This is a genomic window from Marinobacter sp. SS8-8 (assembly GCF_030540945.1).
Lineage (GTDB): Bacteria > Pseudomonadota > Gammaproteobacteria > Pseudomonadales > Oleiphilaceae > Marinobacter.
Window position 1 is genome coordinate 249390 of the sequence record NZ_JASSVN010000003.1, and the last position, 22959, is coordinate 272348.

At 59.9% G+C, this 22959-nt stretch carries 20 protein-coding genes; 11 read left to right on the top strand and 9 right to left on the bottom strand.

Annotated elements, in window-relative coordinates:
- Positions 1-110 precede the first annotated feature (110 nt).
- The 3 genes from QPL96_RS05010 to coaD all read left to right on the top strand — a co-directional run bounded on the left by QPL96_RS05010 (position 111) and on the right by coaD (position 3093).
- On the top strand, positions 111-746 hold the full coding sequence (locus QPL96_RS05010; protein ID WP_303285987.1) for a hypothetical protein: 636 nt from the start codon (positions 111-113) through the stop codon (positions 744-746).
- Positions 747-773: 27 nt separating this feature from the next.
- Positions 774-2369, top strand: coding sequence for a GMC family oxidoreductase (locus tag QPL96_RS05015; RefSeq protein ID WP_303285989.1), 1596 nt, complete (start codon positions 774-776; stop codon positions 2367-2369).
- Positions 2370-2610: 241 nt separating this feature from the next.
- Positions 2611-3093, top strand: a complete 483-nt coding sequence (gene coaD, locus QPL96_RS05020) for a pantetheine-phosphate adenylyltransferase (protein ID WP_303285990.1) — start codon at positions 2611-2613, stop codon at positions 3091-3093.
- 174 nt (positions 3094-3267) lie between these two features.
- Here the strand turns inward: coaD and ppk1 are convergent, their stop codons facing one another.
- The 4 genes from ppk1 to QPL96_RS05040 form a co-directional block, all read right to left on the bottom strand.
- Positions 3268-5409 (bottom strand): polyphosphate kinase 1, encoded by a 2142-nt coding sequence (gene ppk1, locus QPL96_RS05025; RefSeq protein ID WP_303285992.1) that lies wholly within the window; start codon positions 5407-5409, stop codon positions 3268-3270.
- A 67-nt stretch (positions 5410-5476) separates the two neighbouring features.
- Positions 5477-6493, bottom strand: a complete 1017-nt coding sequence (gene hemB, locus QPL96_RS05030) for a porphobilinogen synthase (protein ID WP_303285994.1) — start codon at positions 6491-6493, stop codon at positions 5477-5479.
- A 141-nt stretch (positions 6494-6634) separates the two neighbouring features.
- Positions 6635-7663 (bottom strand): lipase secretion chaperone, encoded by a 1029-nt coding sequence (locus QPL96_RS05035; RefSeq protein ID WP_303285996.1) that lies wholly within the window; start codon positions 7661-7663, stop codon positions 6635-6637.
- Between the two features lie 156 nt (positions 7664-7819).
- Positions 7820-8041 carry a hypothetical protein gene (locus QPL96_RS05040; RefSeq protein WP_303285998.1) on the bottom strand — a complete coding sequence of 74 codons (222 nt, stop codon included), beginning with the start codon at positions 8039-8041 and terminating at the stop codon, positions 7820-7822.
- 272 nt (positions 8042-8313) lie between these two features.
- Here QPL96_RS05040 and QPL96_RS05045 point away from each other — a divergent pair, with 272 nt between their 5' ends.
- The 4 genes from QPL96_RS05045 to panP all read left to right on the top strand — a co-directional run bounded on the left by QPL96_RS05045 (position 8314) and on the right by panP (position 13058).
- Positions 8314-8937: a TetR/AcrR family transcriptional regulator gene (locus tag QPL96_RS05045; protein ID WP_303285999.1), complete on the top strand. Its 624-nt coding sequence runs from the start codon at positions 8314-8316 to the stop codon at positions 8935-8937.
- Positions 8938-8939: 2 nt separating this feature from the next.
- A complete protein-coding gene (locus QPL96_RS05050) occupies positions 8940-10640 on the top strand; it encodes an isovaleryl-CoA dehydrogenase (protein WP_303286000.1) in 1701 nt (566 codons plus the stop codon).
- A gap of 202 nt (positions 10641-10842) precedes the next feature.
- Complete coding sequence (locus QPL96_RS05055; protein ID WP_303286001.1) at positions 10843-11187, top strand: DUF503 domain-containing protein; 345 nt, start codon at positions 10843-10845, stop codon at positions 11185-11187.
- Positions 11188-11381: 194 nt separating this feature from the next.
- Positions 11382-13058, top strand: a complete 1677-nt coding sequence (gene panP, locus QPL96_RS05060) for a pyridoxal-dependent aspartate 1-decarboxylase PanP (RefSeq protein WP_303286002.1) — start codon at positions 11382-11384, stop codon at positions 13056-13058.
- Between the two features lie 145 nt (positions 13059-13203).
- Here the strand turns inward: panP and QPL96_RS05065 are convergent, their stop codons facing one another.
- A complete protein-coding gene (locus tag QPL96_RS05065) occupies positions 13204-13470 on the bottom strand; it encodes a hypothetical protein (RefSeq protein ID WP_303286003.1) in 267 nt (88 codons plus the stop codon).
- Positions 13471-13561: 91 nt separating this feature from the next.
- Positions 13562-15121, bottom strand: coding sequence for an inorganic phosphate transporter (locus tag QPL96_RS05070; RefSeq protein ID WP_303286005.1), 1560 nt, complete (start codon positions 15119-15121; stop codon positions 13562-13564).
- Between the two features lie 210 nt (positions 15122-15331).
- On the opposite strand from QPL96_RS05070, the gene QPL96_RS05075 reads away from it, so the two are divergent.
- Both QPL96_RS05075 and QPL96_RS05080 read left to right on the top strand, forming a co-directional pair.
- Positions 15332-16435, top strand: coding sequence for a GGDEF domain-containing protein (locus tag QPL96_RS05075; RefSeq protein WP_303286007.1), 1104 nt, complete (start codon positions 15332-15334; stop codon positions 16433-16435).
- Positions 16436-16590: 155 nt separating this feature from the next.
- A complete protein-coding gene (locus tag QPL96_RS05080; RefSeq protein ID WP_303286008.1) occupies positions 16591-19149 on the top strand; it encodes an EAL domain-containing protein in 2559 nt (852 codons plus the stop codon).
- A gap of 8 nt (positions 19150-19157) precedes the next feature.
- Here the strand turns inward: QPL96_RS05080 and QPL96_RS05085 are convergent, their stop codons facing one another.
- The 3 genes from QPL96_RS05085 to QPL96_RS05095 form a co-directional block, all read right to left on the bottom strand.
- Positions 19158-20012, bottom strand: coding sequence for an acyl-CoA thioesterase II (locus QPL96_RS05085; protein WP_303286010.1), 855 nt, complete (start codon positions 20010-20012; stop codon positions 19158-19160).
- A 131-nt stretch (positions 20013-20143) separates the two neighbouring features.
- Positions 20144-21298, bottom strand: a complete 1155-nt coding sequence (locus QPL96_RS05090) for an NAD(P)/FAD-dependent oxidoreductase (RefSeq protein WP_303286011.1) — start codon at positions 21296-21298, stop codon at positions 20144-20146.
- A 39-nt stretch (positions 21299-21337) separates the two neighbouring features.
- Entirely contained in the window at positions 21338-21505 is a 168-nt protein-coding gene (locus QPL96_RS05095) for a rubredoxin (protein WP_008173532.1), read from the bottom strand.
- A 267-nt stretch (positions 21506-21772) separates the two neighbouring features.
- Between QPL96_RS05095 and QPL96_RS05100 the strand changes: the two genes are divergently transcribed.
- Both QPL96_RS05100 and QPL96_RS05105 read left to right on the top strand, forming a co-directional pair.
- Positions 21773-22330: a hypoxanthine-guanine phosphoribosyltransferase gene (locus QPL96_RS05100; RefSeq protein WP_303286013.1), complete on the top strand. Its 558-nt coding sequence runs from the start codon at positions 21773-21775 to the stop codon at positions 22328-22330.
- On the top strand, positions 22311-22895 hold the full coding sequence (locus QPL96_RS05105) for a chorismate lyase (protein WP_303286015.1): 585 nt from the start codon (positions 22311-22313) through the stop codon (positions 22893-22895). The genes QPL96_RS05100 and QPL96_RS05105 overlap by 20 nt, the downstream gene beginning before the upstream one ends.
- Positions 22896-22959 lie beyond the last annotated feature (64 nt).

Genomic DNA, 22959 nt, shown 5'->3' on the forward strand with positions numbered 1-22959 from the left:
TGTAAGCTTGAGCAAAACATCCCTGTTTTGCACAGTCCCGCAACCCCCTACCCGCCTCAACCGATCAAGCTTTTTGCAGGCACCAAAATAAAAAAATAAGAGACGGATCCATGAATGATCATCCCACTTCTTCCAATTCTCTTGATTTCTCAAACATCGACCGCCGAAGCTTTCTGAAAACCGGACTGGGCGGCGCCCTTCTTCTGGGCACCGTCAGCGTCACCGCCGGGCTGAGCGGTTGCGCCTCCCAGCCAGCGGGTCGGCTCAGTGCCGTTGGCACCCGGATGGATGCCAGTTACCAGTTCCGGTTTTTAACCGAGGATGACATTGCGCTGTTCGAGGCCCTGCTGCCGGCCATGGTTGGTCCGGGTTTGCCGGAACGGCCCCAGGCCAGGAACAGCGCGATTGCCGGGACCATCGAGCGGATTGATGCCGGCATCCACAAGTTCGGGCCAGCCAATCAGGCGGAGCTGCGGCGGCTGTTTGATCTTCTGAACTTCGGTCTCACCCGGGTGACGGTTGCCCGGGTCTGGTCCAGTTGGCCGAATGTGACTACGGCGGAGGCGGACGCCTTTCTGGAGCGCTGGCGCACCAGCCGGATCGGGCTGTTCAACAATGGCTACATTGCCCTCACCAAGATCAGCAACGTGGCGTTCTATGGCTATCGGGATTTCTGGCATCTGTCCGGTTACCCCGGACCGCCCCAGCATGCGGTCGATGCCCTGCCACAGTTTCAAAACGCCTGATTGCCAACTGATCTGACGGAGCCAACCATGTCATTAACTGATCGTATTGCCCAGGGCCTGGAATCGGGCTGGAACGTCACCGATGGCGCTAACCTGGAGGCAAACCTGACCACGGAAGCCGACGTTGTGGTGATCGGGACCGGCGCCGGCGGCGGCACCACCGCCGAAATTCTGGCCCGCAGTGGGTTGTCCGTAATCCTCGTGGAGGAGGGCCGGCTTTACTACCAGAAAGACTTCAAGATGGACGAGCAAACCGCCTATGCCAATCTCTACCAGGAAGGCATGAGCCGGGTAACCCGGAACGGCGCTATCGCCATTTTGCAGGGCCGCTGCGTGGGTGGCTCCACCACCGTGAACTGGACCAGCAGCTTCCGAACACCGGCGGCCACCCTCAATTACTGGGCCAACCAGTTTGGCCTGGAAGCACTCCGGCCAGACGCCATGGCGCCCTGGTTCGACGGCCGGGAGGAGCGACACTCCATGGCACCCTGGCAGGTGGATCCCAACGTCAATAACGACATCCTGCGCCAGGGCTGCGAGAAACTGGGCTACAGCTGGCAGATCATCCCCCGCAACGTCAAAGGCTGCTGGAACCTGGGCTACTGCGGCGTTGGCTGCCCAACCAATGCCAAGCAGGGCGCGCTGATGACCACCATCCCGGGGGCACTCGATAACAACGCCCGGTTATTCCATAGCCTGCGCGCAGACCGTCTGGTCATGAAACAGGACCAGATCGACCATCTGGAAGCCTCCGCGTTCGCCACCGATGGCATCACCCCGACCGGGGTCAGGGTCACCCTCAAGGCCAGACATTTCGTGGTCGCCGCCAGCGCCATCGGCAGCCCCGGTCTGCTGCTTCGCTCCGATATTCCGGACCCGAACCAGCGCATCGGCAAGCGGTCGTTCATCCATCCGGTCAACGCCACCGTTGCCCGGATGCCCCAGCAGGTGAACCCCTTTTACGGCGCGCCGCAGTCCATCTACTCGGACGAATTCAACTTCCGAAACGGCGTCGACGGCCCCGTTGGCTACAAACTGGAAGTGCCGCCCCTGCACCCCGGCATGTCCAGCGGCGTCATCCCCGGCCACGGCGAAAACCAGATCAACACCATGGCCGGTCTGCCCCACATGCAGTCCGTCATCGCCCTGCTCCGGGATGGCTTCCACCCCGAAAGCCCCGGCGGCACCGTCTCCCTGCGTGACGACGGCAGCCCGGTACTGGACTATCCGGTTACCGACTACCTCTGGACCGGACTGCGGCAAGCCTTCCACACCATGGCTGAAATCCAGTTCGCCGCCGGCGCCGAAAAAGTCCGCCTGATGCACCTGGATTCCGACTGGTATACCAACTGGGCCGACGCCAAAGCCGCCATCAACCAGCTCCCCATGGCACCCCATCGGGTCCGCCTGTTCACCGCTCACCAGATGGGCGGTTGCGCCATGGGCACTAACCCGGAAACTTCCGTCGTCAACGGCTTTGGCGAACACCACCACGTCTCCAACCTCAGCATCCACGATGCCTCCATCTTCCCAACCAGCATCGGGGCAAACCCGCAGCTATCGGTTTATGCCCTGGCGGCAAGGAACAGCACGAGGCTTGTGCAGAGACTTGTCACGCCCTAGCACAATTTTCGGGGAGGCCGAACTCGTGCGAGCGTGCATGTGTGCCTCCCCTCCTCCCGGGAATGTCGAAGGCCATGGATGGCCTGAGCCAAGCGCACAGGGATGTGCTTGTAGCGTTTCCCGGGAGGAGGGGAGGCACACATGCAATTCACGGAGCCGCGACCGCCTTCTCCAGTGTCCCGGACTACAGCACACAAGGTGATCCTGATATCCTGTGGGTCTTAAATAAAAGGAGCTGTGCATGCCTAAAGTCATCTATCCGGGCACCTTCGACCCAATCACCAACGGCCACACCGACCTGATCGAACGGGCCGGCCGCATGTTCGATGAAATTGTCGTCGCCATCGCCTACAACCCCAAGAAACAGCCGCTTCTGAACCTGGAAGAACGCTGCGAACTGGTCCGCCGGGCAACTGCGCACCTCCCCAATGTCAGCGTCACCGGCTTCAGCAACCTGCTGGCGGACTTTGTCCGTGAGCAGGGCGCCACCGTGATCCTGCGTGGCCTGCGCGCCGTCTCCGATTTCGAGTATGAATTCCAGCTGGCAGACATGAACCGCCGGCTTGCCCCGGAGGTGGAAAGCGTGTTCCTGACACCCGCGAACCACCTGTCCTACATCTCCTCCACCCTGATCCGGGAAATCGCATCCCTGGGCGGCGATGTGTCTGAATTTGTTGATCCGGTGGTAGAGGCTGCCCTGAAACGGAAGTTTGAACGGGCCTGAGGTGCCTCACCTGCGCATCCGGCACCAGCCTGTCGCCCTCCTGAACCAGCAAGCCCAACTTGATCAGGGGCGACAGTTGCGGGCGCAGCTCCGGATACGCCTCTGCCAGGGCCAGGAGCAGACCCAGATTCGTTTCGCCGTCCAGGCGTTGGGGGCCGTAAGTTTCCCCGGAAATCAGTTTTTCCCGGTCAATCGTTCCAGCAACACCAACTGGGACGCCAGGCGCTCCTCACCTTCAGCGGGCTGGTTCTGGATATAACTGCCGTCCGATTGCAGTACCCAGGACTGGCAGTTATCCGCCAGATAGGTATCCAGGTCTTCGCGAACACGGGCCGCCAGGGCCGGGTCATCCAGGGGAAACGCGGTTTCCACCCGGCTCAGCAGGTTACGCTCCATACCATCCGCGCTTGAGCAGTAAACATCGGGCCGGCCGTTGTTGCCGAAGTAATAGACCCTGGTATGCTCGAGAAAGCGACCAATGATGGATCTTACCCGAATGTTATCGGAAAGGCCCGGCACTTCCGGACGCAGGCAGCAGATACCGCGAATAATCAGATCGATTTTCACGCCCGCCTGGGAAGCCCGGTACAGGGCCTTGATCATCTGGATCTCGGTCAGGGCATTGAACTTGATGATAATCCGGCCCTTCTCGCCATAGCCGGCTTCCCGATCAATCAGGCTAAGCAAACGCGAGTGCAGGGTAAACGGGGAATGAAACAGCTTCTTGATCTTCAGGGCCTTGCCCATGCCTGTCAGCTGCTGAAACAGCTTGTTGACGTCATCGCTGATGGATTCATCACAGGTCATGAAGCTGTAATCGGTGTACAGGCGGGCGTTGCCAGCGTGATAGTTACCCGTGCCCAGGTGCACATAGCGCCGCAGTCGTCCTTCCTCCCGGCGAACAATCAGGATCATCTTGGCGTGGGTCTTATAGCCGACAACGCCATAGACCACGATCACCCCGGCTTCCTGAAGCCGGCTCGCCAGTTCAAGGTTTTCTGCCTCACTGAACCGGGCCCGCAACTCAATAACGGCGGTCACTTCCTTGCCGCGCCGGGCCGCGTCCGCCAGCGCTTCGACAATTTCGGAATCCGCCCCGGTCCGGTAGAGAGTCTGGCGAATGGCCAGCACCTGGGGATCCTTGGCGGCCTGGCGCAGTAAATCCACCACCGGGCTGAAATTCTCATAGGGATGCAAAAGCAGTATCGGCTGCTTGCGAATGGAATCGAACATCGAGTCCTTGCTTCGGATCTGCCTGGGAATCGATGGCGAGAAGCCGGAATAGGTCAGGTCCGGCCGGTCCACCAGGCCACCCACGGCCATCAGCCGGGTCAGGTTCACAGGGCCATGGACCTGGTACAGATCCCGTTCGGTGAGGCCAAACTCGGCCAGCAGGAATTGCACCAGCTCCTGGGGGCAGTTGTCCGCCACTTCCAAGCGCACGCCGTCGCCGAAACGGCGGCTGAGCAGCTCACCGCGCAAGGCCGACGCCAGGTCTTCCAGGTCGTCCTCAAGCTCAAGGTCGGCGTTACGGGTGAGCCGGAACTGGTAGCAGCCTTTCACTTCCATGCCAGGGAACAGCTCGTCGGTATGGGCGTGGATCATGGAGGACAGAAACACCAGGTTTTCTCCGCCGTCGCACACCTCATCCGGCAGTCGCACCAGGCGCGGCAGCGACCGGGGGGCCGGGACAATCGCCATGCCGGTTTCACGGCCAAAAGCATCCTTGCCGTCCAGTTCCACGATAAAGTTCAGGCTCTTGTTGACCAGGCGCGGAAAGGGGTGCGAGGGGTCCAGCCCGATGGGGCTGACAACCGGCAGAATTTCCTCCTCAAAATAGTTTCGAACCCATTCGGCCTGCTGCGGGGTCCACTCCCGGCGACGCACGAAATGGATGTTCTGCTGCTCCATTTCAGGAATGAGTACGTTATTGAGGATGTCATACTGTTCGTGGATGTAGTCGTGGGCAACGCAGCTGATTTCCACCAGTGCCTGGTCCGGCATCATGCCATCAGCGCCAAGGGTCTCGCGGCCATATTTCATCTGCTGACGCAGGCCCGCGACACGGATCTCGAAAAACTCGTCCATGTTGCTGCTGAAAATGCAGCAGAAAATCAGACGATTAATCAGGGGGTGGGTGGTATCCAGAGCCTGTTTGAGCACCCGGTAGTTAAACTGGAGCTGGCTCAGTTCCCGGTTGAAGTAGTTTTCACTGGCGTCCAGATTGACCTCTTCGCCCACCGGGGGAACTTCCACCGGCGCAGGCACACTCAGCTCACCACCCTTTGTCTGGTCCTTGACCGTTTCCGTCGTCATGTTTCCTCGATTTCAGTGTTGTTCACCGCCGCTGGTTTGCACGCCGGCGATTGGTTTGTATCGGTTGTCAGCGAGGCCGGTCCCGCATCAGGCGGGCCGCACGCACGGCAAAATAGGTCAGGATGCCGTCGGCACCGGCCCGACGCATTGCCATCAGGCTTTCCATCATCACCGCATCTTCGTCCAGCCAGCCATTCTGTGCCGCCGCCATGTGCATGGCGTATTCACCGCTGACCTGGTAGACAAATGTGGGCACCTGCAGTTCCGTTTTCACCCGGTACACAATATCCAGGTACGGCATACCGGGCTTGATCATCACCATGTCGGCACCTTCGGACAGATCCATCGCCACCTCGTGCAATGCCTCGTCGCTGTTGGCCGGATCCATCTGGTACGTGGACTTGTTGCCTTTGCCGAGATTGGCCGCCGAACCCACCGCGTCACGGAAAGGCCCGTAATAGCTGGATGCATACTTTGCAGAATAGGCCAGGATTCGGGTGTTCACATAGCCGGCATTTTCCAACGCTTCCCGAATGGCGCCAACCCGGCCGTCCATCATGTCCGAGGGGGCGACCACATCGGCACCGGCATCGGCATGGGAAAGCGCCTGATTGACCAACGCTTCGACGGTCACATCGTTGAGCACATAACCCTCGTTATCAATGATGCCGTCCTGGCCGTGGGTGGTGAACGGGTCCAGCGCCACATCGGTGATCACGCCCAACTCCGGCTGCGCTTTTTTCAGGGCCCTGACAGCCCGCTGGGCCAGGCCGTCAGAATCCCAGGCGCCGGAACCGGACAGATTCTTTCTCTCCGCAGGCACCACTGGAAACAGGGCAACGGCCGGAATTCCCAGCTCTACCAGCTCCGCCGCCTGCTCAACCAGAAGATCGATGCTCAGGCGCTCAACCCCCGGCATGGACGGCACCTGCTCGCGCTGACTTTCGCCTTCCAGCACGAAAACCGGATAAATGAGATTGCCCGGGCTCAGTTGGTTTTCCCGAACCAGACGGCGGGAAAAATCGCTGGCCCGGTTGCGGCGCAGGCGGGCAGCTGGGAAAGCACGGGGAGTCGGAATCGGCACGGATGACCTCCTGAATAACTGTACAAAACGTCTGATGGATATTCCCGGCGCCGGTCTGGCGCCCTGTGCACCATCATACACGGCCAGCGCCGCCGGTTGCAGGCTCGCCCAGCAGGTTAATCCGATTTGATGACAGGGCGATTAGCGAATGGAATCCAGCGCCTCGGCACGGATCCGTTCGGTTTCATTGAAGTGGCGGGCCCTGAGGCGGTCCAGCGCCTCTTGCCGCTCCTGTGCCGCCAACCCGGACGACATCAGGCGGTTCCGTTCCACGGAGTACACCTGCCAACGCCGGTCCCACTCCCGCTGTTCCTTTTCAAGCTGTGCCAGCCGGTCCGCCGCTTCCGCGCCGAACACCTCCTGCCGCCAGGCCTGAAGTGCCCGGGGATCGCCTGCCAGCTGCTGGCGCACCTGTTCATACTCGGCGAACTGACGGGTTTCTTCCCGGGCCTCGCGGAGCGGTTCCGGCAACGATGATTCGGCCTTACGCAGGGCCGCGGCCTTCTCTTCAGCCGTCAGGTTCCCGTCCCGGGCAATTCGGCGTTTCTCCATCTGAAAACGGTCTACCGCTTCATCATCGGCAAAAAAGGCCTCGGCGGTAGCGGCATCCAGCCAGGTTCGGCGCAGGCCATGGATCTCGGCCATTCGTCGCTGCATCTCATCCGGGCCAAGGTCAGTCATATCGCCATAGGCCTGCTCGAGTTCCGAAACGGCCAGCTTGTAATCAAGATAAGAGCCAAGGGTTGCCAGGGCCTGGGATCTCGCTGGCTCCCCAAGCGCTGCCAGGGCGGACCCGATACGGGCCACCAGCTGTTGCAGTGACTCCTCTCCCAGGGCGGAAAGAAAATACTCGAACATCTGACGCAAATGCGCGGTGGGTATCAGGTTGCCTAACCGGTCCGTTCTGGCCCATCCGCCCGGAACAGACGTACCTGCCAGGGAAGCCGGCAAGGTTTTCGGGACGGTAACTGCCGACTCGCCAACCAGCTTCGAGGGGGCACTCCGCCCGCCGGCAGGCCCTTGTTCCGCCACCACGACCGTTTGCCCGCTCTGATAGAAAAAATTGGCGGATGGGGTCGTTTCCTGTGAATCGGTGGTGAACAGCCAGAATGCGACAATAACTGCTATTATCACCGGCAATGCAGCGCAGAATCGGATAAGGGATTTCATGGCCAGGGGCGAATCCGGAATCATCGGGTGACTGACGCCTTGCCCCGGTTAACAGGACAGGATGGTAGTGGGCGAGAATAAACCAGGCTGGCAGGTGGTACCGAGACAGCGATCAAAAACAGGGCCGGGGGGTACCCCGGCTCGCCTGACCGGTGTTCAGAGAGACCGGTTGTTGAACCCGACTTCCACCTTACGCGGGCAATCCGAACGAAAGGTTGTATCGACTTCCTGTATCTTGCCGCCCTGGCCCAGGAAAGCATCAATGTCTGCCTGCAACTGTGCGCGAATCCGTGCACGGCCGGCAATGGAATGGTTGTCATCACTGTCGCTGGTCCAGCTTCCGGACTGCTCCAGGTTGCTTTCGTCGAATTCACTCATCGTCTTTTCTCCATCAACGAAAACAGATGGCCGAGTGCTGCGACCCCGCAGGGAACCTCACTCCGTATCGACGAACAACCGCCTGCGGCCTCGTCTTGGCGTCTTTATAATCTGCTTTTTATGACTACGCCATTCACCGGCAACTACTTTTTTGTAATTTTTTGTAAATATCGATAAGGCAATGAATTAAAAGGTTTAATTTATTATCTATCCAGAGCCTGAAGAATTGACACAAAGAATGAATAATGATTCACTACTTATAGGGAGCCGGAATGGCCTATCGGGAAACGGAGAAAATGCGCCAGCGTAAGGCCGAGGCGCGAAAGCGGATTGTGAAGTGCACCTACCGGTGCGTTGCCGAGGGTGGTTTCCGAAGCGCGAGAGTTACCCGTATTGCTGACCTGGCAGGCGTTGCCACGGGAACCCTCTACCGGCACTTCGAGTCAAGGGAAGACCTGTTTGCGGAAATATTCCGGCTGGCAACCCAGCGGGAAGTGGACAAGGTTGCCGAAGCACTGGCCACCTCAGGAAACGCAGCCGAAAGGCTTGAGCGGGCCCTGAGACAGTTCGCCGAACGGGCCCTGAAAGGTCCGATGATGGCTTGGTCACTGATTGCCGAGCCGGTGGACCCGAAAGTTGAAGAGGAACGGCTGGCGTACCGTAAGGCCTACGCCAGCCTGTTTGAGAAAGCGATCCGGGAAGGCATCGACGAAAAGTGCATACCGGATCAGGACGCACGCCAGAGCAGTACCTGCCTGGTCGGCGCCATTGCAGAAAGCCTGGTTGGGCCGCTGTCGCCAACCCAGACTGCCTGCGCAACAATTGACAACAACGACCCGCTGGTCGATTCCATCATCCGCTTCTGCATGCAGGGGTTGACCGGCACCAGGAGGTAGCAATGAACGCGCGGCAACCCAGACCCCCGATGCCAATAACCGACCAGGAGGATCGCTACCTGGCCACCACCCACGAGGTCTTCAACCAGCCTCCGGCCCTGGAGAACTATAACCTGTTTGAGCAGGACACGGCTTTGCAGGAAGCCGCTCTCCGAGAAGGTGCCGGAAGCGCAACCGAAGACCTCACGGCATTCGGTGCCCTGGCCGGCGCCGCCGAAACCATCGAGCTGGGCTTTCGCGCCAACGCCAACAAGCCGGTGTTCAACACCCACGACCGTTTTGGCCACCGCATAGACGAAGTGGATTTCCACCCGGCCTACCATGAACTGATGCGGATTGCCTTCGAAAACGGCCTGCACAGCAGCCCCTGGAGCCAGCCCGGTCAGGGCGCTCACGTGGCCCGCGCCGCCAAATACTACATGCACTCCCAGGTGGAAGCGGCCCATTGCTGCCCGGTCACCATGACCTTCGCCGCCATTCCGTCCATCCGGAAACAACCTGAACTGGCGGCGGACTGGGAAGCCCGGATCCTCGCCAACCGCTACGACCCACGCAACCTGCCGGACAGCCAGAAAACCTCCGTCACCATCGGCATGGCCATGACCGAAAAACAGGGCGGCAGCGATGTCCGGGCCAACAGCACCAGAGCCTACCCGGTGGGTGCCGAAGGCCCCGGCCAGGCTTATGAACTGGTGGGCCATAAATGGTTTGTCTCCGCCCCCATGTGCGACGCCTTCCTGGTACTGGCCCAGGCACCGGGCGGACTGTCCTGTTTCCTCATGCCCCGCTGGCGCCCGGACGGCACCAAGAACCCCTGGCAGGTCCAGCGCCTGAAAAACAAGATGGGCAATATCGCCAACGCCTCCAGCGAAACCGAGTTGCGCGGCGCCCTCGCCTGGATGGTGGGCGAAGAAGGCCGCGGCGTACCCACCATCATCGAAATGGTCGCCATGACCCGCTTCGACTGCATGATCGGCAGTTCCGCCGGTATGCGCCAGGCCGTGGCCCAGGCCACTCATCACTGCCGCCACCGCAGCGCCTTCGGCAACCGCCTGATCGAACAACCGCTGATGCAGAACGTGCTCGCCGACCTGGCCCTGGAGAGCGAAGCCGCATTGACCTACACCCTGCGCATCGCCCGCGCCCTGGACAACCAGGACAAGGAACACGAACGCCTGCTGGCACGCCTGGCCACCCCGGTCGGCAAGTACTGGATCTGCAAACGCACCCCGAACCACGCCTACGAAGCCATGGAATGCATCGGCGGCAGCGGCGTGATGGAAGACTGCATCATGCCCCGCCTGTTCCGGGAATCCCCGGTCAACGCCATCTGGGAAGGCAGCGGCAACGTCCAGTGCCTGGACACCCTCCGCGCCCTGCAAAAAGAACCCGAAACCCTCGACGCCTTCTTTAAAGAAGCTGCCGAAGCCAAAGGCGTAGACCGCCGCTTCGACCAGTTCCTGGCGCAACTGCAACACGACTTCGCCGACATCAGCGACTTCCAGTACCGTGCCCGCAACCTGGTCGACCGCATGGCCCTGGTCATGCAGGCGTCCCTGCTGCTGCGCCACTCCGACAAAGCCGTAGCCGACGCCTTCTGCGCCTCCCGCCTGCAATCCGGCGGCGGCATGAACTACGGCAACCTGCCCTCGGGCACGGATCCGGCAGCCATTATCAAACGGGCAACGCCTGTAGTAGGCTAATGTATTTGTTGTCGGCGCTATAACGAACGACGGCCAAGGCAACAGAAGCCTACTGAGAACTATGCGAACCGGTGGGGGTTGGCTTTCCAAAACTGTGCGGAGCCATGGATGGCGGAGCCCAAGCGTCACAGGGATGTGCCGTAAGGAGCGTGTTTTGGAAAGCCAACCCCCGCCGGTTCAGGCACCAAGGTCGGAACCAACCATGTCAGAAGCCCTGAGAAAACTCCTGAGGGAAGGCGAAAAGCCCCAACAGCCAGTAATCACGCCCCACGTGGGCGTCCTGACCCTGCACTTCCAGCTCTACGGCTGCGACGACCTCAAAGCCAAGCGCAAAGTCTTCACCGCCCTGAAAGCCATCTGGGGCAAAGAACCCGACCTGGCCGTGGCCGAAACCGCCGACCTGGACGCCCTCGATTGCGCCACCTGGACCATCGCCGCCCTGGGCACCTCCTCCCGGCAGATTACCCAACGCCTCGACCAGGTCGAAAAAGCCATCCAGGAACGGGTGGATGCTGCCATACTGGATAGTCATCGGGAACTACTCTGACTGGGGCACAACACCCCGGGCAGGGGCGATGTGGCGTAACCTGTCGCCAGGCCGTATACTACGGCCCCTCAGGGATGCCAATGCGCCTGCCAGGGGCAGGTGACCAGAAACCAGTGCCGGACATCAATACCGGCCGTGTCCGCAGGGCATCCGGAACCGGCCCTCCGGATGCCCACTGAGCATGGGTGGCGCCTATGACCGGAAAGAAAAAATCCGCCCAGGCCTCGGTTGAGGCCATGTATCGCGTATTCACGGTGCCCGAGGCGCCGGAATCCACGCTGAGCCGGATTGACCAGAACATCTCCCGCAACCTTGCAGGCTTCCTGCAGGAGCACATTGTTGCGGTTGAACGGGACCTTTCGGACGTGGAGAAAGACTTCTCCGATTACAGCATCCCCGAAAAGCCCGTCTTCGTGTCTGAACAGGCCCAGTTCCTCCTGGACAAACTGGTCGCCAACTCCGTTCACACCGCCTCCCCGGCCTTTATCGGGCACATGACCTCAGCGCTGCCCTATTTTATGCTGCCATTGTCCAAGATCATGATTGCGCTGAACCAGAACCTGGTCAAAACCGAAACCTCCAAGGCGTTCACTCCCATGGAGCGCCAGGTCTTGGGCATGATTCACCGACTGGTCTACCAGGAGGACGGCGCCTTCTATCGTAAGTGGATGCACGACCCCCGCCATGCCCTGGGCGCCATGTGCTCCGGCGGCACCATCGCCAACCTGACTGCCCTCTGGGTCGCCCGCAACCGGGCCTTCCCCGCCGAAGGCAGCTTTCGGGGCCTGCATCAGGAAGGCCTGTTCCGGGCCCTGAAATACTATGGTTACGAAGGCGCCGCCATCGTGGCCTCCCGTCGCGGCCACTACTCCCTGCGCAAGGCTGCCGACGTACTCGGCCTGGGCCGGGAATCCCTGATTTCGGTGGACACCGACGACGAAAACCGAATCCAGACCGACGCCCTGCGGGACAAATGCCTGGAACTGCAGCGCCAGAAGATCAAGGTCATGGCCATCTGCGGTGTCGCCGGCACCACCGAAACCGGCAACGTCGACCCACTGGACGCCATGGCCGACATCGCCCGGGAATTCGGCGCCCACTTCCACGTCGACGCCGCCTGGGGCGGGCCAACCCTGTTCTCCCGCACCTACAAACACCTGTTGCGAGGCATCGAAAAAGCGGACTCCGTCACCTTCGATGCTCACAAACAGTTATACGTACCCATGGGTGTGGGTCTCGTCGTGTTCCGCGACCCAAGCCTGGCCAGTGCCGTGGAGCACCACGCCCAGTACATCATCCGGAAAGGCTCGCGGGATCTGGGCAGCACCACCCTCGAAGGCTCGCGGCCCGGCATGTCCATGCTCATCCTCTCCGGCCTGAAAATCCTCGCCAGAGAGGGCTACGAGATCCTGATCGACCAGGGCATCGACAAAGCCAAAACCTTTGCCGAAATGATCGAAGCAGTGCCGGATTTCGAACTGGTTACCCGACCAGAACTGAACATCCTGACCTATCGCTATTGCCCCGAGAACGTTCAGGATGCTCTGGCATATGCCGATCCATTACAGGCGGAGAAGCTCAACACCTGCCTGAACCGGATCACCAAGTTCATCCAGAAAACCCAGCGGGAACGGGGCAAGGCGTTCGTCTCACGGACCCGGCTGGAACCCGCCCGTTATTTCAACTTCCCCTGCATCGTATTCCGGGTGGTGTTGGCAAACCCGTTGACCACAAAGGACATCCTGGCGGACATATTGGCTGAACAACGGGAGCTGTCAGCGGATGAAGGAATCCGGGACGAAATGAACATACTGCATCAGATGGCTGAAGCCGTATTGAAACAGGTAACGCCCAGCGCCCGGCAAGCATGAAGGCGACCGTAAATGCCAGGTGAGCCGGCTGGGGGCGCTTCAAAACACGCTGCGAATACATCCCTGTACGCTCGGCTCCGCCATTCCTGGCTCCGCACGGTTTTTGCAGGGACTCTGCCCCACTCGCTCCGAGTTCAACTCAACCTCAGTAAAGCGCCTCTTCATCATCCAGGACTTCGTGGATGATATCCAGGAACATGCGGTCCGCCTCACTCCAGTTCTCGGGGATCCGAATGGTGGTATTGGCACTGATTTCCCGGGCGATGATCTCCTCGGCATTCGGCTCACCGCGATGCTTGCGGGCAATCTCCATGGATTTGACCGCAATGGTCGGATCACTCAACACCTTCTTGATGAATACCCGAAGCTCATCAATCATCTTCGCCTGACGGCTCTCACTCGACGTACTCATACTTCACTCCCCGGACAAATGGATGCGCGAAGGCACCGCCTCCGTACTTTCTGCATAGTATGGCCAAACTGGTCGGCTACAACCAGCCCAGTCAGATCAACAAGCCCCGCAGGGTGAAGAACAGGATAGCCGCCATAAAGGCCGACGCCGGCACGGTGATAATCCAGGCTGCCGCGATGCGTACCAGGTGGGAGCGCTTGACCATCTCTTCCCGGTAGATCTTTTTCAGCCGCTTGCGTTCGGATTTGGACAACGGCACCTGTTTTTTCTTTTTGGCCTGCTTCAGCAGGTCTTCCATTTCCTCGACGGAGGCATTGCGAAAGTCATCCAGGAAGGGCTTGAGGCGCTCCTGCTCGACAGGATCGTGGTGCTCCATGATCTTGTGCAACTGGGTTGCGTAATTGGATTTCAGGTATTCCCGGAGAAATCCCACGCCGAATACACCGCCGATCGCAATATGGGTGGAGCTGACCGGCAGGCCCAGTTGGGAAGCGAGAATAACGGTGAGCGCGGCAGACAGGGCGATACAGAAGGCCCGGGTCTTGTCCAGTTCGGTGATTTCGCTGCCAACCGTCTTGATCAGGCGCGGACCAAACAGCATCAGGCCAACGGCAAGACCGAGAGCACCGACCATCATGACCCATAGCGGGATACTGGCCGAGGTAATCACCGCTCCGGTTGACAGGGCATCGTTAATGGCCGCCAGCGGGCCGATGGCGTTTGCCACGTCATTGGCACCATGGGCAAAGCTCAGCAGCGCAGCTGCAAAGATCAGTGGCCAGATAAACAAGGTGTTCACTCCGGCCGGACTGTTCTCCATGGTTGACGCCAGTCGTCCCACCAGCGCGCGCATCACGAAGAACACCACAGTCCCTGCCACAAGACCGATCAGCGTCGCCTCAAGAAAGTCTACCTTGACGACTTTCTTCACCCCTTTGACCATCAGATAGGTACCGAATGCCCAGGCCATAATAGCCACCAGCCAGGGCACGAAGGTGCGCGCCGCCGGGATGACATCCTTGCGATACAGCACCGTCTTCTTGATCACGTACAGGAACAGCGCCGCCAGGGCACCACCCAGCACCGGTGAGATAACCCAGCTCGCAGCAATCTTGCCCATCACCGCCCAGTCAGCAATGCCCCAGCCGCCGGCAGCAATGCCGGCACCGAGAACGCCGCCAACAATGGAGTGGGTTGTCGATACCGGTGCGCCCATCCAGGTGGCCAGGTTCAGCCAGAGCGCGCCGGCCAGCAGGGCCGCTGTCATCAGCCAGACAAAGGCCCGACCCTCTTCCAGGGTCGAGGGATCAATAATGCCGCCTTTGATGGTAGAGACCACCTCGCCACCGGCGATGATCGCACCGCTTGCCTCAAAAACAGCCGCAATCACAACCGCCGCGCCCAGTGAGAGTGCCCCGGACCCCACCGCCGGACCGACGTTGTTGGCAACGTCGTTGGCACCGATATTAATTGCCATGTAACCACCAATGACCGCGGCGGCCATCAGCAGCATGCTGTTCGGCATTCCCTGGCTGAATGATCCGACGGTCAGCCATATACCAAGCAGGAAAAGCAGGCTGATGCCGACCCTGTATCGTTCTGTGGTAGGGCTGGTAAGGAGAGTGTCCAGGAATCCGCTCGAACGGGCCATAACAGATCAGGTCTCGTTTAGTCTGTGAAAAAAGGGAGCGCGCTTTGCCGCGCCGCAACTATAAAATCTTTGACATGAAATTGAAATAAAACGGTCATATTTCAGCCAGGCTAAACACATCACAGACGAGGCTGCGAAATTTCACTAACGTCACTCATAATCCGGGTCCAAAAGCGTCTAAATCACAAAAACACCAAAAATAAGGCTTTCATGTCCCAACCAACCTCCTCCGGCCAGATCGCCGCCGGCGCACAGGAAGACGCCCAGGTCTCGCGGCTGCTCACCTGGCTGTCGGCCACCGCCATTGCCTTTCTCGTCGGAATCGGCGCCAAGGCCTGGTTCGCCGGCCACGCAACCCACGCCTGGGTGCTCTGGTCGTTTATCGGGCTGATCGGCCTGAACATGCTGTATTTTGCCAGCACCGGCAACCAGACAAGGCAGAAAGGCGGGCTGATTGTTATTGTCGGCCTGCTGTTTACCTATCTGATGGCCTCTGGCGGTGAGAGCAATACCGGCCCCCTCTGGTTCTATGTATTTCCACCCCTGCTGTTCTACCTCACCGACCTGAAAACCGGCACGGCGGTTTTGCTGTTTTGTTACCTCATTGCCGTTGTGGTGTTCCAGTTTCCCGGACTGCCACTGGTGGTCGCGGAATACAGCACGGACTTCAAGATCCGTTTCTTTGCCACCTTCACCTTCGAATCGATTTTCTGCTTTGTCCTTGAGGCCAGCCGTCTCAAGGCCCGCAATGAGCTGCTGGCGCTTGCCGAAACCCACGAGCGTGCGGCGAGAACCGACGAGCTCACCGGGCTTTCCAACCGCCGGGACATGCAAAACCGGCTGGCCATGGAGTTTTCCCGCTACCTGCGCTCCGGGCATCACTTCTCCATTGCCCTGATTGATCTTGACCTGTTCAAGACCATCAACGATCAGTTCGGCCACGATGCCGGTGACGAAGTGCTCCGCGAATTTTCTGTGCTGATGAACACAGTGATCCGGCAAACCGATGTGGCGGCCCGGTGGGGCGGCGAAGAGTTTCTGGTACTCCTCCCCGACACGTCCCTGCTCCAGGCACTGACCCTGGCAGAAAGGCTTCGCTCCCGGGTCGCCCGGCAGCCGTTTCGGTTCAGGGGGCAAAGCCTGCCGGTTACCATCAGTGCGGGCGTCTGTTCTATTGCCAAGGCCGGATCCCTGGACGAACTGCTGAAACAGGCCGATATGAACCTGTACGCTGCCAAGGAGTCCGGTCGCAACCGGATCGCACCACGAGTGCGCAGTCAGGAGACTGACCCGCCCGTTAAGCCCGTGAGTTGAGCCGGCCAGAAGCGGACACACTGCCCCGGGCCCGGGATTGGCTTAATCAGAGCTGGCGGGATTTCAGAAATTTGCCAAACCGGTCCCGCCAGCGACTTGAGCCATTAATGGCGACACGTCATACTCGCAAAGACAGCAATAGAAAGCGGTACACCGTGGCATCAACACACTGGCTCCGTTTGCTGATAGCACTTACTCTGCTGTCAGGCCATGCAGCCCCTTCCCAAGGGGCTGAGACATCGTATATCCCGCAGATTGAGTACCTCCGCGTTGGCCCGGATAGCGCCCTCACCGCCGCCGAAGCGATGGCGTCCGGCGACTGGCAAACCCTGAAAGAGGAAAGCCCGAATTTCGGCTACATCAGGGACACGGTCTGGCTCCGGTTTCCCGTCAGCCACCCGGAAACGATCAATCTTCTGGAAGTCCGCTATTCCCAGCTCGACAGGCTCACTTTCTATCTGCTGGAAAACGGCCGGATCGCCACCCGGGTAATGACCGGGGACCGGGTTCCCTTTAAGCAGCGACCCATACTGCACCGCTATTTCCTGTTTCCCTTTGAACAGAGCATTGCCAGTGAGTACCAGATTCTGCTGGAGGTGAACACTCAGGGAGCCATGCAGATACCACTCAAGCTCTGGAACGCGCAGGCATTCTTCGAGCACATATCTATCGAAGATCAGTTGCATGCAGTCTATTACGGCATCCTGATCACCGTTATCTTCTTTAACCTGTTCATTTTTTCCGCCCTGAGGGAGCCGGTTTATCTGCTCTACGTGCTCTCAACCCTTGGCTACCTGCTGTTGATCGCCAGTCTCAATGGCACAACCTTCCAGCTTATCTTTCCAGACAGTCCCGCCATACAGAACCAGATAATGCTGCTATCGGTGCCGTTTGCGGTGTTGTTCACCCTGCTGTTCTCCCGCTCGTTCCTGAAGCTGAAGAATACCGGACCCACTCTGGATCGGCTGGTCGTTCTCACCATCACCCTGAATGCCGCGGTTGCCGCTATCATCTTCTTTGTTGATTACAGCACCGGGAGCCGCCTGACCGTGGCACTGGCCATTCCCAGTTGCCTGCTGCTGACGACCCTTGGCCCATTGCAATGGGCCAAGGGTAATCCCCAGGCCAGTTACTACACCCTGGCCTGGGGTGCACTGACGCTCGGCAGCGCCGTCACCGGGGCCAACAAATACGGGCTGCTACCCACTACCTTCCTGACCACCTACGGGATGCAGATTGGCTCGGCGTTGGAGGCCATCCTGCTCACACTGGCTCTGGCAGCGAGACTGTACCAGCAACGGCAGGAGAAGGTGGAAGCCCGGGAGGCCGAACTCAGGGCCATGGCAGCGCGACGCTCGGCAGAGCTCAAGCTGATGGACCACGCCCTGCATAACCCGCTGACCGGTCTCCCCAACCGCAGCAGTTTCGAGATGATGCTGAATGACCTGATGATGCGCAGCCCGGATAAACGTTATGGTGTTGCGATCATTCATCTGAACAACCTGCAGTCCATTACCAAGACTCTGGGCCACCGCAACAGCGACCGGATTCTGGAACTGGCATCGAAACACTTCAATGCCGTTATCCGGGAACTGCCGGGTGCCATGCCGGTGGAACAGAGTGATCTGCGCAATTTTTTCCTGGCCTCACTGGATCCACAGACCTTTGCGTTTGTCGTTGACGCCGATGCCACCGGCTCCGTTCCCCGGTCGATTATCAAAGGCCTGGACGGCATTCGGTACCCTATCGATTACCTTGGCATGCAGGTGCCCCTGGACCCGCGACTGGGTGTGGCGATTTTCCCGGAGCATGGCGTGGATGCAAACACGCTGATCCGCCGGGCGGTGATCGCCGAAGGCTCGGACTCGGCCCGGGAACGGGGCATCGCCTATTACAAGCCGGCAAGGGATTCCTACAGCGCTGACCGGCTCACCATGGTTTCGGAGCTGCGGCAGGCACTGGAAAATGATGGGTTGGCGCTTTTCATGCAACCCAAACAGTGCCTGAAAACCGGCCGGATTGTGGGCATGGAGGCACTGATCCGATGGCCAGGACGGCCCCAGCCGATACGTGCCGACGAGATTGTCAGCCTTGCGGAGCAGACCGGGCTGATCAAACCCCTGACACGATGGGTGCTTGAGCAGTCCCTGGCCATGCGCTCGCAACTGCTGGACAGCGGCTGGGCCCTGACGATTTCCGTGAACATTTCTCCGAATAATCTGCGAGAACCGGATTTCCCGACTTTTGTACAACGCTTAATGAGCAGCTATCACGGCCATCGGGGTGCCATCATTTTTGAAGTCACAGAAACCTCAATGATGCAGGACCCGGGCAATTCCCTGAAAGCCCTGAACTCCCTGAATGACACGGGCATTCCGGTGTCCATCGATGATTTCGGCTCCGGTTACTCTTCGCTCTCATACATCAAGCAGTTACCCGCCAGCGAGGTCAAGATTGACCGGTCACTGGTCACGGATCTTGCCACCGAGGCTGAAGACCGGGTCATCGTGCAGACCACCATCGACATGTGCCACAGCCTGGGCTATCAGGTCGTTGCAGAAGGCGTGGAGGATCACGGCACGGCGGATCTGCTGCGGGAGATGGGGTGTGACATGATCCAGGGTTACCTGATCACACCGCCGCTCCCCTTCCATGAGCTGCTGGACTGGCTGGGCCGAAACCACCACCAGCCGGACCAGCGCAAACTTGGCTGAGCATCCTGTCAACGCTGACGGATCAACGCCTCCTGGGTGGTGGAAGCCACCAGCAAACCCTCCTCATTGAAAAAGTTGCCGCGGTTAAAACCACGACCTGCCGAGGCGCTGGGGCTGTCCTTGTCGTACAGCAGCCATTCGTCCATGCGAAAATCCCGGTGAAACCAGATGGCGTGATCCAGGCTGGCCACCTGCAGGTTCTTGCTCATGAACGTCAGGCCGTGGGGATTCAGGGAAGTTCCGAGAAACTGGAAATCGGAGGCATAAGTCAACAGGCAGCGGTGCAGCACCGGATCATCCGGCAACGGCCCCTGGGCGCGGAACCAGCTCTGCTTGTGGGGCGGACGTTTTTCGGGCTTTAGCGGATTGACCGGGTTCACGGGCCGGATTTCTATCGGGCGGTCACGGGTCAGGATCGGCCGCATTTTCTCCGGCACCTGGGGTGCCAGCAGCTCGCCCCACTCCTGTTCCGAGCGAAGCGTTTCCGGGCCCGGTGCATCCGGCATTGTCAACTGGTGCTCAAAACCGTCTTCGGCCACCTGGAACGACATGGACCCGGTCAGGATTTCCTTGCCATCCTGGCGGGCAATCACCCGTCGAACGGAGAAACTGCCACCGTCCCGGACCCGCTGGACCTCGTAGTCAATGGGCATGCTCTGATTGCCCGGTCGCAAGAAGTAGGCATGGAGGGAATGACAAAGGCGACCCTCGACGGTGCGGCTGGCAGCCATCAGCGCCTGGCCGAGAACCTGTCCGCCGAACACGTTGGGAAAGCCCAGGTCCTCGCTATCGCCCTGAAAGTGATCATCGCCGATGGGCGAAAGGTCGAGCAATTCCACCAGCCTCCTGGTTACCTCAAGCATGCCTGCTCCTGTGATTTCGTTAGCACACGACGGAGTTTTCTACCGCAAGCGGGGAGATTTCGCAATAAAAAGCCGCGAACGGCAGGCAAAACGGCTCCAGGGAACCGAAGCCATTCAGTCAGTTCGGAGAGTTACCCGTGTATCGGCGGCACTTCCCGGGACAACGCCTGTTTCTCCAACGCGAAGCGGCCAGTTACTGCAAACCCGAGGACCTCACCCTCCGGCCCCCTGAACAGCGCCCTGACGTCAGTGCCGTCCTGCTCCACATCCCAACTGCCCCGGGCATCCGGAGCCGGCGGGCAAACGGCAGTGGGGCAACAGGGGGTCTTGACCATCACCGGCATGGTGCCATAGCTCACGTCGGTTCGCTCGCCGGTCAGCGTCTTGGCGAGGGCCCGGGCACAGGCCATCAGGGGCAGGACATAAAGCAGGACATGACCGTCCACCTCGGCACAGTCTCCGAGAGCGTAGACGTCCGGCGCCGAGGTTTCCAGGGCACGGTTGACGGTAATGCCATGACCGGTAGCAAGGCCGGCCGCCAGTGCCAACCCGATCCTGGGCCGCAGGCCGACGGCGGACAACACCAGGTCGGCATCCAGAGTCTCGCCATTGGCCAGAGTCAGGCTGACGCCGCCTCCCTTCCGGTCGATCCGGTCCACCACGGTGCCGAGGTGGAAGCGGACGCCCAGGCTTTCCAGCTCCCGCTGAACCGCATTGGCGGCAACCTCTGGCAACAGGCCAGGCATCACCACTTCCGAAGGCGCAATCACGTCCACCTCGTAGCCGCCGTTGCGCAGATCATTGGCGAACTCACAACCGATCAGGCCGGCACCCATAATTGCGACCCGCTTGCCATCGCCAAGGGCCTTGCGAAACTCGCGGTAGTCCATCAGGTCATTGATGGAGAACACGTGCTCCTGACCATCGCCCTCCAGGCCCAGCCGAATGACATCGGCGCCCCAGGCCAGGACCAGCTTGCTGTAGACGAGGCGCTCGTCGCCCAGCACCAGTTCGTGTGCCCGGGTATCAATTCCGGTGACAGTGGTGAACGCCCTGATCTGCACATTCAGCTGTTCCGCCATGGCGCCGGCTGCGCCCTGGGCCAGACCCTCGGCATCCTTGCCCCTGGTAAAGCCGGTGGAGAGCATGGGTTTGGAGTAGCTTACGCCGTCATCGGCAGTCACCATGATTACCGGGGTCTCTTTGTCCTGCTTGCGGATTTCCCGCGCCAGCGAGTAGCCGGACAATCCGGTACCGACGATAACGATGGGGGCCTGCTCAGTCATAACCGCGTTCCTCATTTCGTCAAACCGCGCCAGGTGGTATCAGCCAATCTCGATCATCTCAAAGTCTTCCTTGCCAACCCCGCAATCGGGGCAGACCCAGTCTTCCGGCACGTCTTCCCACTTGGTGCCGGGCTCAATGCCATCCTCGGGCCAGCCTTCCGCCTCATCGTAAATCAGACCGCAAACCACGCACTGCCACTTCTTCATAGAACGTCTCCCAATGTCTTTCGGGCGCAATGATAATTGTCTGACAATATTGCGCACAAGTGTTTTTACCCTGTTACCAGGTACGAACAACGGTTGAATCAGGCCATCATACCCATCGCCCCGGAATTGACCAATGCCAATACCGGCGGACCATACCGGGGGGTTCTGCCAATAGCCACAAATACAGACCCGCCGAAAAAGGAGCAACCCTCCCTTCCGGCGACTCTCTCCGGTATAATCGCCCGTTTTACGACAGGACCGACCGATATGACCGATACCGTCGCCGGGATGAACGAGGTAATGGCCGAAGCCGACTGCCTGGTCGATGAGCAGCAGGTACAGACTGCTATTGGCAAACTGGCCGACGATATTACCGAACGCCTGAAAGACAGCAATCCCCTGTTATTCTGCGTTATGAATGGCGGACTGATCCTCACCGGGCAGTTACTGCCCCGGCTCCGGTTCCCGGTCCAGGCCGAGTATCTGCACGCCACCCGCTACCGCCAGGAAACCACCGGCGGCATCCTGGAATGGAAACTTCAGCCAGAAGCCGACATGAATGGCCGCACCATTCTGATTGTGGACGACATTCTGGATGAAGGCACCACCCTGTGTGCCATTGCCGATTACTGCCGGGCCCATGGTGCCCGGGAAGTACTCACCGCGGTACTGGTGGACAAGAAACACGACCGCAAAGCACGGCCGGACCTGAAGGCGGACTTCACCGGCCTGCAAGTGGAGGACCGTTTCCTGTTCGGCTACGGCATGGACTACAAGGGCTACTGGCGCAACGCGCCCGGCATCTATGCGGTCAAGGGACTCTGATATCAAAAGCCGACAGAGCGACATCAACAGCCAACTGACCATCCCCCCGACGAGCTGGTATCGCTCTCTCACAGCGGCCGGGCTGCGCAATCCCGCGGTGCACGGTCGCGCCCGGTACTGGCTGCAGGTGGAAGGCTCGTTTACCCGGGCCCTGCAGAAACAATGCATCCGGTCATTTCATGTCGAGGTTCGGCGGGAGGGCTTCGGGTCACCGAGCCTGGAGGAATCCCGGCGCCTGGCAATTCCCCCCAGGCAACACGCCTGGATACGGGAAGTGCGGCTGTGCGGTGACGGCGAGCCCTGGGTGCTGGCACGGACCGTCATCCCCCTGAATTGCCTGGAAGGTGAAGGGCGCCGCCTGCTGCATCTGGGCAACAGGCCACTGGGGGCCTATTTGTTCACCAGCCCTCATTGGGAACGGGGCCCGCTGGAAACCGGCCTCTGCAATCCTGTCATTCCCGGCCAGCCAGAGCTGGCCCGGCGCTCCCTGTTCAGTGGCCATAACAGCGCCCTGCTGGTGGGTGAATATTTCCTGCCCGCCCTGTTTCACCGGAACACGCTTTAACCGGCTGCCTGCCACTGGCTATAATCCCCTGCACTTGCTGAATTCGCAGAACACCAGACGGACG